This window comes from Sessilibacter sp. MAH3 (assembly GCF_054658275.1).
Genome location: NZ_BAAGIE010000012.1, coordinates 79,902 through 95,699 on the forward strand (window position 1 = coordinate 79,902; position 15,798 = coordinate 95,699).

Here is a 15,798-nt window from a genome sequence, read left to right on the forward strand (position 1 = left end):
TCGACATCTTAGATGAGTAATCTCAATGATTTCGCGACAAGAATGACGAAAATGTGTTTCTAGACATAGGTCGAGCTTTGCCAAGCGCTCTTAATCGTCTAGTATTGCCAGTTTTTCGCGATTTAAGCGAGGAAAATGCCGTTTTCGTGCAAACAATCGCATGTAAAACGGCAACTACGACCCAATTGGGTCAAATACTAATCTTAATCTGAGGTTCAAAAATACCGCCATGGATCAAAGCGCGTTAATGGATACCTACGGCCCAAGAATTGCCAAGCTCGTAAAAGGCGACGGCTGCTATCTTTGGGACGACGAAGGTAACCAATATCTCGATGCGCTCAGTGGAATTGCAGTTTGCGGTCTCGGCCACAAACACCCAGGCGTCACTGAAGCCATCACCGAACAAGCCAACACATTGCTACACATTTCTAACCTGTTTCAAATTGAACCACAGGAACGGCTTGGTCGACGCTTGCGCGAAATTTCCGGTATGGACAAGGTGTTCTTTTCGAACTCAGGTGCAGAAGCTAACGAAGCCGCTATTAAAATCGCGCGCAAGTACGCCAACAAAAAAGGCGTTCTAGACCCAATTATCGTCACTTTTAACGGCAGCTTTCATGGTCGAACCATGGCCACGCTAACGGCTACCGGTAACAGTAAGGTCAAAGACGGATTTGCGCCGTTTTTATCGGGCTTTATTCACGCGCCCTACAACGACGTTGCCACCCTAAAAACCATCATCAAATGCAACCCACGCGTTGTTGCCGTTATGGTTGAGCCTATTCAGGGCGAAGGTGGCATTAATATTCCGGCAGATAACTATCTCAATGAATTGAGAAGTCTGTGTGATGAGCACGATTTGTTATTGATTTTGGACGAAATTCAAACCGGGAATGGCCGCACCGGTCTCTTTTTTAGCTACCAGTGGAACGGCATAACCCCTGATGTTGTAACTACGGCGAAAGGTTTGGGCAACGGTTTACCTATTGGCGCATGTTTGGCTAAGGGTAAAGCGGCTGAGGTGTTTCAACCAGGTAATCATGGCTCAACCTTTGGCGGCAATCCGTTTTGTACCCACGTTGCCGATCGCGTTGTTCAACACATTGTTGAAGATGATTTGCTCGCCCATGCCGAAAAACTGGGTGAATTCTATTTACAACGCTTCAACGAAGAGCTCAGCGGCCTAAGCCAGGTGAAAGAAATTCGGGGCAAAGGTTTATTGATTGGCATTGAATTGAGTCAACCGGCATCAACCATTGTTGCCCAAGCAAAAGACAAGGGTTTGATCGTAAACGTAACCTCCGGCAGTGTGATCCGATTACTACCGCCACTGGTGACAACCTTTGACCAAGCTGAGCAAACTGTCTCAATTCTTGCTGAGATTATTAAAGCACTGTAACTCAATCCATTAGACGGCCTGTTTTGAACAACAGGCCTTTAGAAATTGCTTAGGCGCTGAATTCTGCCATTGAAGAGTTGAGCCAGTAGACCGACTGGCAAGCCATGAATCCAGACAATAATCCGTACTGGATAAAACCCTTTATTTCGCTGCGAACACCATTGCAACGTTAAAAGGCGTACCGCCGGGTAGAAATCTTAGCTTAAGCATCAGCAGGGAAGCCTGCCTAGACCCGGGATGTAACTATGAAACATTTTCTACAGCTTAGTGATTTAACCACTGACGAACTGAACTCGATTATCGACCGAGGCATTGAACTCAAAGCACAACACAAAGCCGGTACCAGCAAAAAAACACTAAAACGCAAAGTGTTGGGGATGATTTTTGAAAAGTCTTCGACCCGTACCCGCGTATCTTTTGAAGCTGGTATGGCGCAGTTGGGCGGTCATGCGATATTTCTATCGTCTAACGATACCCAAATGGGTCGTGGTGAGCCGGTTGAAGATACCGCGCGCGTGATCTCTAGCATGGTCGACATCATTATGGTTCGAACCTTTAACCATGCCATGCTAGAAGCCTTTGCTCGCAACTCGTCAGTACCGGTAATTAACGCCTTGACCGATGATTTCCACCCATGTCAGCTACTTGCCGATATGCAGACCTTTCGCGAACACAGAGGCAGCATTCAAGGCAAGACCGTAACTTGGGTTGGTGACGGCAACAATATGTGCCAGTCGTACATCAATGCGGCCAGAATTTGGGACTTTCATCTTAAAATCGCCTGTCCCGAAGGCTACGAGCCAACACGCTCTATGTTGCTTGAAAACAGCGATCGCGTTGATATTGTGCGCGATCCTATCGAAGCGGTAAAAGGCGCATCGTTGGTTGTTACCGATACTTGGGCCTCTATGGGACAAGAAGAAGAAAAGCGTAAACGTCAGCAAATTTTTGCGAGCTACAAAGTTACTGAAGAGTTAATGACTTTCGCCAACGATGACGCACTGTTTATGCATTGTTTGCCTGCTTATCGCGGTATGGAGATCAGCGAAACCATGCTAGATGCCAAAAGCTCAGTCGTCTGGGATGAGGCAGAAAACCGCCTTCACTCGCAAAAAGCCCTAATGGAATACCTCGTTTATCAAGCGTAAAAAGGCTATTAACCGCAGGTAAAGGCTTAACGGTAAACAAACTTAAAAAAGGTCTGCAATGCAGGCCTTTTTCTTTTACACAACTTTTAAAAACATACAAAACTGGAGGCCCAAATGTCCGTTAACTTTATGGAGAAAAGCGAACAGGAGCTTTGGGATATCGCTAATCCAATTATGGATAATCTTATGCAAGCCTCCACCGACATTGACCACCCAAAACACGTTCGCGATTTTACCGAGCGAGCCAAAGCCATAGTGACGCCAGAACACCTGCTTAGAGTTTGCACCAAGTATCAATCAGAGAAGGGCCAATGGTTACATCGCGAACCTTTGGCAATACTAAGAAGGCCCAACTCTGCTGCTGTTATCTGGAAACAGTTTTGCTCCAAAGCTCAAGGTGAATACGTGGCCGAGATTGTCTTGGTCAACATCAATGGCCGTTATTTGGTCGACCATGCCATGGTTTTTTAACGATCAAGTTTTTAACAATCACTTCCTTTAAAATACGGCCTTTTAACCATAGCTTTTTAATAATCCTCATCAGCAACCGTCAAAGACGGATACATTGGTTAGGCAAGACCAAAGATTATCGTTGTAAATCAAATAACTGGCTCAAAGCTTGATAATAGGTAAAAGCAAGAAAAGGTGGATGATAGCAACATGACTTTGAAGTATCCTGCCATGTCTGGAATTTCGATTAGAAGGCCTTTTGTCTGATGAGTTTTTTAGAATTAAAGTCCATCGCCTGCCAATACCCAGCGCAAGGCAAAACCTCAGACACACAAGTGGTTGAAAACCTCGACCTGACACTAAACGAAGGCGAAATCGCCTGTTTATTAGGCCCAAGCGGCTGCGGTAAAACTACAGTACTGCGTGCCATTGCTGGATTTCATAACCTCCACGCCGGCGAAATTCGCTTATCACAACAGATGCTATCAAGCGCCCTAACCACCTTAGCGCCGGAGCACCGCAAAATCGGTTTAGTGTTCCAAGACTACGCGCTCTTCCCGCACCTATCGGTAAAAGACAACATTATTTTTGGCCTGCATAAACAGCCCAAAGCTCAACAGATGGCGACCTGTGAAGAAATGCTCGCGCTGGTTCAGCTGCAACAATTGGCCGAACGATTTCCCCATGAGTTGTCCGGTGGTCAACAACAGCGTGTGGCATTGGCCCGCGCACTGGCCGCAAAACCATCATTGCTACTACTTGATGAGCCCTTCTCAAACCTAGATGTCGAACTGCGCAGAACACTTGCGCTTGAGGTACGGAACATTCTCAAGCAACAGCAAATTACTGCGATTATGGTAACCCACGACCAAGAAGAAGCCTTTGCGTTTTCGGATGTCATTGGTGTGATGTACGGCGGAAAGCTGCACCAGTGGGATTCGCCCTACAATCTTTATCATCAACCCAACAGTCGTTTTGTGGCGAGCTTTATCGGCCAAGGCGTGTTTTTGTCGGGTAGGCTACGTGAGCATCACATTGAAACTGAACTTGGCTTAATTGCCAAAAATGGAGTGAATGATTGGCCTCACTCCGGGGAAGTTGATCTCTTGGTTCGCCCCGATGATGTTATTTTTGACGAACACAGCGAAATTGCAGGCCAAGTTTCAGGTAAGGTTTTTGCCGGAACATCGACTTTGTACACCTTGCATTTAGGCTCAGGCTCAAAATTACTCGCCAGTTTTCCAAGTCACCTCGACTATGCCATTGGCCAGCAAATTCCACTTTCATTGAATTTGCAACACCTCATTGGTTTCCCCAAATAAACTGTATTCCTGTTTGATTAACCGTTTTTTTGAGTAGGTTGACCAATTAAAAACCTGTCAGATTGGCTAACAGTTAACATCTTCTAAAAATTGCTCCTGTTAAGTGTAAAAAAGTATAAAACCAGATTTTTTAGTAGTTTTTGACGAATTAGAGTTATATCAATCGAAACATGGTTAGCAATTACTAACTTTTTGATTTATCCACACCTTATCAACAAAAAACCACCAAGTCACACAACTTGCAGAAAGCTCAAAAGCGCATTATCTTGTATCAAAGCCAATTCGAAACCCCTATATGTTGGGTTTCCTTTCAAGATGTTGTTAACACACAGAGTCGCAGAAAATAACCGCAAAAGGTGCCGAATTTGCACCGGTTCTAAGGCAAAAACTACAGATCGAACACGCAAAAACGCCACATAATAGGCAACCCAACATATGAATCACCCAAAAGCCTTGATACCTCTGAGATCAGGGCTTTTGAATTTTTAGGTAAGCAAAAGGCTTACGGTTGTTAGGGATTTTCTGTTACGGCTTACGATGTTTGAATGTGAGAAAAATGACGCCATCCTTGCACTCGACTAGATTCATACAAATAAAACTCGCAGATGTTGAGTTTCAATACGTAGAAATCGTTTAACAATGTTTTTAACAGCATTGGCAATAACAAGCAGAACTAGGTAACCGCACAAGAGTTGCTCGTTCCATTTGCTTGTCGACAAATATTCAATCTATACCTCAGCTACAGCCACAAGCAGTAATAGCTACACAGTCTACGGAGACATACATGCGAACCGAGTCGGAAGTCCGAACCGATAAAACCTCGTCAAAAACCCCTACACCCACCGAAAAACGAGCCAGCCACGTAAGTGCTACCGCACCCGGGCAAATGCGCGTAATCAAGCGCAATGGCACGGTAGTACCCTTTGATGAGAGTAAAATCTCGGTTGCCATGACCAAGGCGTTTTTAGCGGTCGAAGGTGGCACCGCTGCGGCGTCATCGCGCATTCGCGAAACCGTTAAATCACTAACGGCGCAAATTGCAGCGACCTTTGCTCGACGTATGCCTTCTGGTGGCACCATGCACATTGAAGACATTCAAGACCAAGTAGAACTAATGTTAATGCGCGCCGGTGAACACAAAATCGCCCGTTCATACGTACTTTATCGTGAAGAACACGCACGTCTTCGTGCGGCTAAAGCTGCTACCACCTCTGAGCCACAACCCGATGCCGTTTACGGCACCATCATGGTGGTTATGCCAGACGGTAGCGAACAGGCGCTCAACATGGTGCGTGTGCGCACATTGGTAGAAGAAGCCTGTGCTGGTCTTGCTGAAGTAAACCCGGAAGACATTCTTAAAGGTGCCATGCGCAATCTTTACAGCGGTGTTAGCCTTGAAGACGTCAACACATCTTTGGTTATTACCGCCCGTACGTTGGTCGAAAACGAGCCCAACTACAGCTTTGTAACCGCGCGTTTGTTGTTAGACAAACTTCGCGCCGAAGCGCTTTCGTTCTTGAAAATCGCGCAACAAGCAACCCATCACGAAATGGAAGGTTTGTACGCCCAAGCGCTGCCTGCTTACATTAAAGCCGGTATTGAGCTTGAGTTGCTTAATCCCAAATTATTGGATTTCGACCTAGAAAAACTGGGTCAAGCGCTCGATCACAACCGCGACGACCAATTCACCTATCTTGGTCTGCAAACCCTCTACGATCGCTACTTTATTCACAGCGATGGCGTGCGCATTGAACTACCCCAGGTATTCTTTATGCGTGTGGCTATGGGTCTTGCCATTGAAGAAGAAAACAAAAACGAACGTGCCATTGAGTTCTATCAACTCCTCAGCTCGTTCGATTACATGAGTTCAACACCAACACTGTTTAACTCAGGGACTTTGCGTCCGCAGTTATCGTCTTGCTACCTGACCACCGTTCCCGATGATCTGCACGGCATTTACGGTGCTATTCGCGATAACGCCATGTTGTCAAAGTTTGCCGGTGGCTTGGGTAACGACTGGACGCCCGTTCGTTCGCTTGGCGCCTACATCAAAGGCACCAACGGTAAATCACAAGGTGTTGTGCCTTTCTTAAAAGTCGCTAACGACACCGCCGTTGCCGTTAACCAAGGTGGTAAGCGTAAAGGTGCTGTGTGTGCCTACCTAGAAACTTGGCACTTAGACGTAGAAGAATTCCTCGAACTGCGCAAAAACACCGGTGACGATCGCCGTCGTACCCACGACATGAACACCGCCAACTGGGTGCCCGATTTGTTTATGAAGCGCGTCTTCGAAGACAAAGAATGGACGCTGTTCTCGCCACATGACGTGCCTGACTTGCACGACCTGTACGGCGAAGCCTTCGAAACCGCCTATTGCGCATACGAAACCAAAGCACAAGCCGGTGAAATCAAGCTCAGCAAAACCGTTCGCGCGCTCGATTTATGGCGCAAAATGCTGGGCATGTTGTTCGAAACCGGCCACCCATGGATCACCTTTAAAGACCCATGTAACCTGCGCAGCCCGCAGCAACACGTTGGTGTGGTTCACTCATCGAACTTGTGTACCGAAATTACGCTAAACACAAAAGCCGACGAAGAAATCGCCGTGTGTAACCTAGGTTCTGTGAACCTTGCGCAACACATTGTTGATGGCAAACTCGATATCGAAAAACTCAAAGCCACTGTAAAAACCGCGGTGCGCATGCTCGATAACGTAATCGATATTAACTACTACTCGGTAGACAGCGCGCAAAACAGCAACTTCAAACACCGCCCAGTAGGTTTAGGTGTTATGGGCTTCCAAGATGCGCTTTATAAAATGCGTTTGTCTTACGCCTCGGATGAAGCCGTTGAATTTGCCGATAACAGCATGGAAGCCATCAGCTATTACGCCATTGAAGCCTCCAGCCAATTGGCAACCGAACGTGGCACCTACTCCACCTTCGACGGTTCATTGTGGAGCCAAGGCATTTTGCCAATCGACTCTATTCAAAAATTGATTGCCGCCCGTGGAGAACAATTTATTGAAGTCGATACCAGCACCACCTTAGATTGGGACACCTTACGCGAAACCGTAAAAACCCAAGGTATGCGCAACTCCAACGTAATGGCCATTGCTCCGACAGCAACCATCGCCAACATTACCGGAGTGTCGCAATCCATTGAGCCGACTTACCAAAACCTGTACGTGAAATCGAACCTTTCTGGCGAATTCACCGTGGTTAACCCCTACCTTGTTCGCGACCTAAAAGAACGCGGTCTGTGGGATACCGTCATGGTTAATGACCTGAAATACTACGAAGGCTCTGTTCAAGCCATTGACCGTATTCCAGAAGACTTAAAAGCGCTGTATCGCAACGCCTTTGAAGTAGAACCACGCTGGTTAGTAGATTCCGCCAGCCGTCGCCAAAAATGGATCGACCAAGCCCAAAGCTTGAACCTATACATTGCCGGTGCTAGCGGTAAAAAACTCGACATCACCTACCGCATGGCTTGGTACCGTGGCCTAAAAACCACCTACTACCTACGTGCGTTAGCGGCAACCACCACCGAGAAATCTACCGTCAATACCGGCAGCCTAAACGCCGTATCTTCGGGCACAGCACCGGCGGGCGCCAGCGCCTCACCAAGCCAGCCCGTGCAAGAACCACAGGCTGCAGAAGTACCCAAAGCCTGCTCACTGGACGACCCAGATTGCGAAGCTTGCCAATAAGTTTTAATGGATAAAAACGCAGAAAATAATAAACCGGCCTAGTGCCGGTTTTTTTACGCAAATAATTTTAAAAATATAGACCGCTGAAACCATAACTTATCAACTCAGTTTTAATCGCCATAAATTTTTGGTGGCCGATATTCCTCTGGAAGAAATCTACGAAAAACACGGTACTTATTACCCATTTCAAGATGAACACGAGCAAGAATTGGAATCTTGGCAAGCAATCTGGAAGCCTTTAAATATTCGTTTTTATAATGACAGCGACACGAACATCACCGCCATTCCTGACATTACTTGTTGGTTTACCGACCAACTCATCATGAACGAAAAAGCATTCAAACATTTAAAAGAACCGTTAAAACAGTATGGCGAATGGCTACCGGTATTATGCGAAAACATTCCCTATTGGTTATTTCACGTAAATTTAAAAACCGATTTAAGTTGCGTAGATAACAGTCAAAGCCAACGCAATGTTGACGAAACAGGTTTTATTGAAGTTACTAAACTGAATTTTCTAAAAGACAAGGTTAAATCGTTATTAATTTTTAAATCGCAGTTTAATAATTACGAAAGTATCTACTGCAATCAAGCCTTTAAAGATTTAATCGAAAACAACCAACTTAAAGGCTTAAATTTTTCTAAAAATTTGGTCTCAGAAATTATCTGACTTTTCTCCTAACAAAACATCTCTCCTATTACAGCAGTCAATCAAAACGATTATCTGAAATATTTAAACTTAAGTATTACATCTGAAAATATTTGAACTATTTTTTATTAATATTTAATTAAATCCAAAAAATACGTGATACCGATCACTGAAAAACCATTAGATCAAACTTTATCCTCCAGCCACACAACTCCGGTAAAGCTCGTAATCAAAAGCCAATGCAGATCACAAACACCAGCCTACAGTGGGATTTAATTAATGATTAATACACTCCTGCATTTATACGGCTTTTTGTAACTTACGAGCAAAATTTTCATTAAATAATATGGAAAAAACATGACTAACCAGTTACCCAGAAACATGAAGGACTATGTTCACATACCCGGCTCTAAAAACGGTATTGGCAGAGGCGTTTTTGCTCACAAAGATATTGCAAAAACATTAATAGAATTTAACCGAAGCGGTAATTACCACAAAATTACCCTGGTAAAACTGCTGCAAGGGCTAACCGCTGGTCATGATCACGAAGACAACATTCTGCAAGCGGCTAATCCTGCGGCGCGTAAATTAACACAATTCGCCGTTAACCTACCCGGCTGCATGGCCCAAGTCGTTCGCTCTGCCAATGGTAATTATTATGTAACCGATATTGTTGCCAAACCCGAGCAAACTAAAACTCTGAACGAAACTGGGCTCTACAAAGCGAAGAAAAATGACAAATCAGAATGGGGTACATTCATAGAAGATAAAATTACCCCCAATCCGCACGGTACAACTCGGATCGCGGTCACTGATAGCACAAAACAAAGTGATAAAGCCGCAATCAACGGCGCCAAAGCGTTATCTGAAAGCGAATACATGGAAAAATCGTCTTTTAACCAATATTATTTGCATCACACCTATGGTGAAGGTGATATTACTGGTTATGTTCGCCGTAGAAGCATTACTAACCCGTTAAGCATTAAAGAAATTCGTGACAGCTCCAAACTATTGGCACAAGCCATGATGCAGGCCCGCGTGGAATCCCAACGAATTGCGGCAACCAAACCAAAAGAGATGCCTCAAACCGCGTGGATAAGCTCCCGAGGTGGCTCGGCAGTATTAACCCAAGCCTTACATCGCCTAAAACAGCGCGGCATCAGTTTTCACGATCACAATCACCATGTATTCTTTCACGAAATAGCCAGTGATGTTGATATCGCCATGAAACTCGCCCTAGATTTAGGCTTTAAAATGCCCTCTAAACCCTTTACCAAACGCCTGTGGAGCTTTAAGAGCTTAGCGGTTGGCGGCGGCCACGGAGGTACCCACTACCGCACAAAAGCGGAACAAAAATACACCCAGCAAATGGCGAGTTTACAGCATGCCTCAAATGCGACTCTCCCGGCCATGGGTATTTTAGGCGCTGCCACATTGATTTCCGGTTCAGCTCTAACCGGCATCGCTCTGATATCCGTAGCCCGCAAAGCCCACGCGATTGTTACAACAGTTGATCATATCGCTACCGAGGTGGCCGGTAATCGTTACGATAAACTCAAACGCAAAACAGGTTTCATTAAGTGATTTTCCCGCTGTTAAAATTTAGAAAACAAAAAGAGCCCTGCATTGCCAGAGGCCCTAGCATTAAGCAGGCTGCTCGCTTTCATGGTGATTATCAAGGCTCAACGTTCAGTATTAAAGCGCCTTTTTCTAACCAAGCAGGCTATGAGCCAGACCTAAGCCCCATGGGTACCAGCTACGAAATTCGCCATAATAAACCAGAATACAGCAATCACCGCTGGGCGAAGAAAACTTATATCAATCGCCGCTACGATTTCTGGGGGCCTTGGGGTGTGGGCGACGTAAGCTCCATGAGATTTAGCGCAGGCTGCATTAATATTCGCGAGCCCAAAAAGGGCTTATCGTTATTTCACCCTAGAGCCTTTGAGTGGGCGGTACTGGATTTTATTCAAGATCGCTTTATAAATTTTCCGCCTGAAACATACGAATCCATTCCTTTCACAACCGTAAGTGGGCCAATTCACTGGCAGCCCTACGACCATCTCTCCGGACCCACAGCGTATTTTTTGCTGGAGACCGGCCATTTCTCTTTTGAAAATCATTATTTTTGGACAACGTTAGATGATAGCGAGATTTTTTTTATTGACTTTGCCTTGAGACCGGAACGATCAGATCAGAAAGATATTCCACCAGAAAAATGGATTGATCAACGCAATATGAAGCAATTAATGTTTGATATTTTTAAAAGCTTTACCTTAGAGCTATCACCAGAGGCAAACGCGCGCAGACTCAAAGCCATAGAAGGGTTAACAGACGCAAGTTTGAAAACAACCATGGAAGCCCATAATTTTTATATTCATCCAGAAAAAGTTAAAGCTTATAACGAATACCAAGCCCAGAAAAAATTGGCTCAAAAATCATAAAGCCTGTGGAATTGTTACAACGGTTGATCATATCGCTACCGAGGTGGCCGGTAATCGTTACGATAAACTCAAACGAAAAACAGGTTTTATTAAGTGATTTTCCCGCTGTTAAAATTTAGAAAACAAAAAGAGCCCTGCATTGCCAAAGGCCCTAGCATTAAACAGGCTGCGCGCTTTCATGGTGATTACCAGGGCTCAACGTTCAGTATTAAAGCGCCTTTTTCCAACAAAGCAGGCTATGCGCCGGACCTAAGCCCTAGGGGTACCAGCTACGACATTCGCCATAATAAACCGGAATACAGCAATCACCGCTGGGCGAAAAAAACTTACATCAATCGCCGCTATGATTTCTGGGGGCCTTGGGGTGTGGGCGACGTAAGCTCCATGAGATTTAAAGCAGGCTGCATTAATATTCGCGAGCCCAAAAAGGGCTTATCGTTATTTCACCCCAGAGCCTTCGAGTGGGCGGTATTGGATTTTATTCAAGACCGCTTTATAAATTTTCCGCCTGAAACATACGAATCCATTCCGTTCACAACGGTAAGTGGGCCGATTCGCTGGCAGCCCTACGACCATCTACCCGGCCCCACGGCGTATTTTTTGCTAGAGACCGGTCACTTTACTTTTGAAAATCATTATTTTTGGACAACGTTGGACGATAGTGAGCTGTTTTTTATCGCGTTTAAGTTATATCCAACGTCTTTCAATCCCCCTAATATTCCTCCAGAAGAATGGGTAGACCAACGCAATATGAAACAACTAATGTTTGATATTTTTAAAAGCTTTACCTTAGAGCTATCACCAGAGGCAAACGCGCGCAAACTCAAAGCCATAGAAGGGTTAACAGACGCAAGTTTGAAAACAACCATGGAAGCCCATAATTTTTATATTCACCCAGAAAAAGTTAAAGCTTATAACGAATACCAAGCCCAGAAAAAATTGGCTCAAAAATCATAAAGCCTGTGGAATTGTTACAACGGTTGATCATATCGCTACCGAAGTGGCCGGTAATCGTTACGATAAACTCAAACGAAAAACAGGTTTTATTAAGTGATTTTCCCGCTGTTAAAATTTAGAAAACAAAAAGAGCCCTGCATTGCCAAAGGCCCTAGCATTAAACAGGCTGCGCGCTTTCATGGTGATTACCAGGGCTCAACGTTCAGCGTTAAAGCGCCTTTTTCTAACCAGGCAGGTTATGCGCCAGACCTAAGCCCCAGGGGTACCAGCTACGATATTCGCCAAAACGAGCCTTGGTATAGAAATCATCGCTGGAGTGAAAAAATTTATATTAATCGCCGCTACCAATATTGGGGTCCTTGGGGTATTGGAGCCGTCAGCTCTATGAGATTTAGCGCTGGCTGCATTAATATTCGCGAGCCCAAAAAGGGCTTATCGTTATTTCACCCCAGAGCCTTCGAGTGGGCGGTATTGGATTTTATTCAAGATCGCTTTATAAACCTTCCTCCTGACGAATATGAAGCCACTAGTTTTACTTCAATTCGTGGCCCTATTGACTGGCAAGTCTATAACCATTTACCGGGGCCGTCGGCTTATTTTTCTCTAGATACAGGCCACTTTACTTATAATAACCACTATTTTTGGACAACGTTAGACGATAGCGAACTGTTTTTTATTGCCTTTAGCTTGAGACCGGAGCGATCAGATCAGAAAGATATTCCACCAGAAGAATGGATTGATCAACGGAATATGAAGCAATTAATGTTTGATATTTTTAAAAGCTTTACTTTGGAGTTATCGCCAGAGGCAAACGCGCGCAGACTCAAAGCCATAGAAGGGTTAACAGACACAAATTTGAAGACAACCATGGAAGCCCATAATTTTTATATTCATCCAGAAAAAGTTAAAACTCATAACGAATACCAAGCCCAGAAAAAATTGGCTCAAAAATCATAATTAACACGATATTTGGCCAAGCTTCCATTCATTATGAATAAAATAAAAATCGTGTTTAAAGTACAAGAAGCTCTGATTAACCTAGAGTTTCCAGCGACACATAAATGTGTCGCCAATTTCAAGAACGGTAAGTGATTGAAATTGTGAAGAAATTGGAAATCGCATTGTCAATTTCTGCCCTCTGATTAAATCATGGGTGAGTTAATCAGAGGTTCCCATAGAAGCCTATATTAATGTTGCTAAAAAACTCGGTTTAAGCCCCCAAGTAAATAATGGCAGCGCATCGCTGTCTTTAGAGTGCGAAAATATTCCCTATTGGTTATTTCACGTAAATTTAAAAACCGATTTAAGTTACGTAGATAACAGCCAAAGCCAACGCAATATTGACGAGACAGGTTTTATTGAAGTTAATAAACTAAGCTTCCTTAAAAACAAAGTTGAATCATTATTAATTTTTAAATCGCAGTTTAATAATTACGAAAGTATCTACTGCAACCAAGCCTTTAAAGATTTAATCGAAAACAACCAACTTAAAGGCTTAAATTTTTCCAATAATTTGGCCTCAGAAATTATCTAGAAATAAATTTAAAAACCTGACTAAAAATAAAAACGATCAAGTGATAGATCTATGTCTTGAACAACAATCCAGTTTTTTAGAAATTATTCTATATTGTTTTATTTCCACACCCACGCTCAATCGAAAAACTCTTTATTTTTTCAATCGACAAAACAACTTATTGAATAAAATAAATGAATAAAAAACCAGCCCGCGATATAAACTTAAGTATTAACTGATAATAAATCATCCGCAGAAGCGATTCCAACAACGCTGAAAACACTATAGGAAACTCTGATTAACCTAGAGTTTCTCGCGACACAAGGATGTGTCGCCAATTTCAAGAACTGTAAGTGATTGAAATTGTGAAGAAATTGGAAATCACATTTTCAATTTCTGCCCTCTGATTAAATCAAGGATGAGTTAATCAGAGGTTCCTATAAATTATCCAACTTCAGCTGATTCAATATCGATAGGAACATCAATGACATCGCCATACCAGGTACCAAATTCTAACTTAAATACATACAAAACAAGAACTTGCAATGCTTGCGGAAAAGAAATGCATGCTTCAGCTGCGACGTGTCCAAATTGCGGGTTATCACAACGATCAAAACGGTATAAGAATAAAGTTACGGCTGCCATCTTTGCTTTTTTCTTAGGCGGTTTTGGTGCACACAGATTCTATTTAGGCCAATGGTAGGGTGTTTTTTATCTGCTATTTTGTTGGTTATGGATACCGGGATTAATTGCTCTTGTAGAATTTATCTATTTCTTAGTATGCAATCCTAAAAAATGGGATGACAAATATAACGAAGGGATTCCAGCTGGGCCAAACGATAAAAACAGCGGTTTCTTGGTAGCGATTATTATTGTTATTGGTTTATTTATGGTCACGGCAATAATCGGCATACTAGCGGCTGTCGCCCTTCCTGCTTATCAAGACTACACAACAAGAGCAAAAATTGACCAAACCATTGTAGAGTCACAAGTATTGACCACAAGTATAGAACAATATTTTGATAAATATGACACTCTACCCGCTTCAAATACACATTTGGGTTATAACAAAATTTATCTAATAGATGAATCACATGAAGCAGTATTTAATGGTGAAGAGTTAATTATTACGTTTGGATCAGTAATATCAACCGTAGAAAATGAAACTCTTATCCTTACTCCAATAATCGAAAACAACTCAATCTTTTGGAATTGTACTAAAGGAACACTTAGAGAAAACTACAGACCCATTAAGTGCAGAAATCGGTAAATTATATTTTTTAAAGGAATACGTCGGGTTAAGATTAGAAAACATTAACCCGAACACAACTTGAATAACTAAGTTAGCAAAGCATTTACTAGCACAATAAAAATAATGTCTTCCTAAGTTTTATTGCGCAGTCCAGCCACCGTCAATTGTTAATGACGATCCGGTAATTAATTTCGCAGAATCACCACATAAAAACACAACTAGGTCTGCGATATCAGAAATGCTGACTTGTTGTTTAATGGCGTGTGCTTTTAGCAATACGTTTTTAATGGCTTCTTCTTCTGTCATGTTGTAGGTTTTTGCCAAACCGGGAAGTTGTTTGTGCATGAGCGGCGTATTTACACTGCCCGGACAAATGGCATTACAGGTAATACCAAATTCGCCCAATTCCAAGGCAACGGTTTTGGTTAAGCCAATAACACCGTGTTTTGCAGAGTTGTAAGCAGATTTATAAGGTGATGCCACCAAACCATGAACCGATGAGGTATTAATAATACGGCCCCAACCTTTTGCTTTCATGCTTGGCACAAGGGCTTTTAAGGTATGAAAGTTAGAGTTTAAGCTAATGTCGATAATGGCATTCCATTTATCTTCTGGGAATTCATCAATTGGGGATACGTGTTGAATACCGGCGTTATTTACTAAAATATCGACACCACCAAATTCCGCAACGGCTACTTCACACATTGCACGAATTTCTTCGGGTTTAGTCATATCGGCGTTTGAATACAATACGGTTACTCCGTATTCGGTTTCCATCGCACGGCGCTGTTTTTCAATTTCTTCAGCATCGCCAAAACCGTTAAGCATAATGTTAACGCCTTGTGCCGCTAACGCGAAAGCAATACCTTGACCGATACCACTGGTTGAACCGGTAATCAAAGCGGATTTATTTTTTAATTCCATAATAACGTCTCTAAAATCTTTTATGAAT

Annotated in this window: 15 protein-coding genes; 13 read left to right on the forward strand and 2 right to left on the reverse strand. The window is 43.3% G+C overall.

The features are described from left to right. The first annotated feature begins 229 nt into the window (after positions 1-229). From ACYQ2C_RS09300 to ACYQ2C_RS09350, 11 genes are all read left to right on the forward strand, one after another. Positions 230-1,399: an acetylornithine/succinylornithine family transaminase gene (locus ACYQ2C_RS09300; protein ID WP_460101823.1), complete on the forward strand. Its 1,170-nt coding sequence runs from the start codon at positions 230-232 to the stop codon at positions 1,397-1,399. 245 nt (positions 1,400-1,644) lie between these two features. Then, complete coding sequence (gene argF / locus ACYQ2C_RS09305) at positions 1,645-2,547, forward strand: ornithine carbamoyltransferase (protein ID WP_460101821.1); 903 nt, start codon at positions 1,645-1,647, stop codon at positions 2,545-2,547. A gap of 114 nt (positions 2,548-2,661) precedes the next feature. Then, positions 2,662-3,018, forward strand: coding sequence for a hypothetical protein (locus ACYQ2C_RS09310; protein WP_460101819.1), 357 nt, complete (start codon positions 2,662-2,664; stop codon positions 3,016-3,018). A gap of 245 nt (positions 3,019-3,263) precedes the next feature. After that, a complete protein-coding gene (locus ACYQ2C_RS09315; protein WP_460048449.1) occupies positions 3,264-4,319 on the forward strand; it encodes an ABC transporter ATP-binding protein in 1,056 nt (351 codons plus the stop codon). Positions 4,320-5,103: 784 nt separating this feature from the next. Further along, positions 5,104-8,031, forward strand: a complete 2,928-nt coding sequence (locus ACYQ2C_RS09320) for a ribonucleoside-diphosphate reductase subunit alpha (protein WP_460101816.1) — start codon at positions 5,104-5,106, stop codon at positions 8,029-8,031. Between the two features lie 130 nt (positions 8,032-8,161). Further along, the gene (locus ACYQ2C_RS09325; protein ID WP_460101814.1) at positions 8,162-8,701 is read left to right on the forward strand and encodes an imm11 family protein; all 540 of its coding nucleotides are present in this window, start codon (positions 8,162-8,164) and stop codon (positions 8,699-8,701) included. Positions 8,702-9,037: 336 nt separating this feature from the next. Beyond that, a complete protein-coding gene (locus tag ACYQ2C_RS09330; RefSeq protein ID WP_460101812.1) occupies positions 9,038-10,264 on the forward strand; it encodes a hypothetical protein in 1,227 nt (408 codons plus the stop codon). After that, complete coding sequence (locus tag ACYQ2C_RS09335; RefSeq protein WP_460101810.1) at positions 10,261-11,124, forward strand: hypothetical protein; 864 nt, start codon at positions 10,261-10,263, stop codon at positions 11,122-11,124. Before ACYQ2C_RS09330 ends, ACYQ2C_RS09335 begins: the two co-directional genes overlap by 4 nt. A 93-nt stretch (positions 11,125-11,217) precedes the next feature. Continuing rightward, the gene (locus ACYQ2C_RS09340; RefSeq protein ID WP_460101808.1) at positions 11,218-12,081 is read left to right on the forward strand and encodes a hypothetical protein; all 864 of its coding nucleotides are present in this window, start codon (positions 11,218-11,220) and stop codon (positions 12,079-12,081) included. Between the two features lie 93 nt (positions 12,082-12,174). Further along, the gene (locus ACYQ2C_RS09345; RefSeq protein WP_460101806.1) at positions 12,175-13,038 is read left to right on the forward strand and encodes a hypothetical protein; all 864 of its coding nucleotides are present in this window, start codon (positions 12,175-12,177) and stop codon (positions 13,036-13,038) included. A gap of 307 nt (positions 13,039-13,345) precedes the next feature. After that, on the forward strand, positions 13,346-13,615 hold the full coding sequence (locus ACYQ2C_RS09350; protein WP_460115670.1) for an imm11 family protein: 270 nt from the start codon (positions 13,346-13,348) through the stop codon (positions 13,613-13,615). A 423-nt stretch (positions 13,616-14,038) separates the two neighbouring features. Here the strand turns inward: ACYQ2C_RS09350 and ACYQ2C_RS09355 are convergent, their stop codons facing one another. Continuing rightward, positions 14,039-14,239 carry a hypothetical protein gene (locus ACYQ2C_RS09355; protein ID WP_460101914.1) on the reverse strand — a complete coding sequence of 67 codons (201 nt, stop codon included), beginning with the start codon at positions 14,237-14,239 and terminating at the stop codon, positions 14,039-14,041. On the opposite strand from ACYQ2C_RS09355, the gene ACYQ2C_RS09360 reads away from it, so the two are divergent. Together ACYQ2C_RS09360 and ACYQ2C_RS09365 are read left to right on the forward strand one after the other, a co-directional pair. Further along, positions 14,238-14,297, forward strand: a complete 60-nt coding sequence (locus ACYQ2C_RS09360; RefSeq protein ID WP_460101910.1) for an NINE protein — start codon at positions 14,238-14,240, stop codon at positions 14,295-14,297. The genes ACYQ2C_RS09355 and ACYQ2C_RS09360 overlap by 2 nt on opposite strands. Before the next feature lie 153 nt (positions 14,298-14,450). Further along, complete coding sequence (locus tag ACYQ2C_RS09365) at positions 14,451-14,864, forward strand: pilin (protein ID WP_460101804.1); 414 nt, start codon at positions 14,451-14,453, stop codon at positions 14,862-14,864. A 120-nt stretch (positions 14,865-14,984) separates the two neighbouring features. Here the strand turns inward: ACYQ2C_RS09365 and ACYQ2C_RS09370 are convergent, their stop codons facing one another. Then, a complete protein-coding gene (locus ACYQ2C_RS09370) occupies positions 14,985-15,770 on the reverse strand; it encodes a 3-hydroxybutyrate dehydrogenase (RefSeq protein WP_460048458.1) in 786 nt (261 codons plus the stop codon). Between the last annotated feature and the right edge of the window lie 28 nt (positions 15,771-15,798).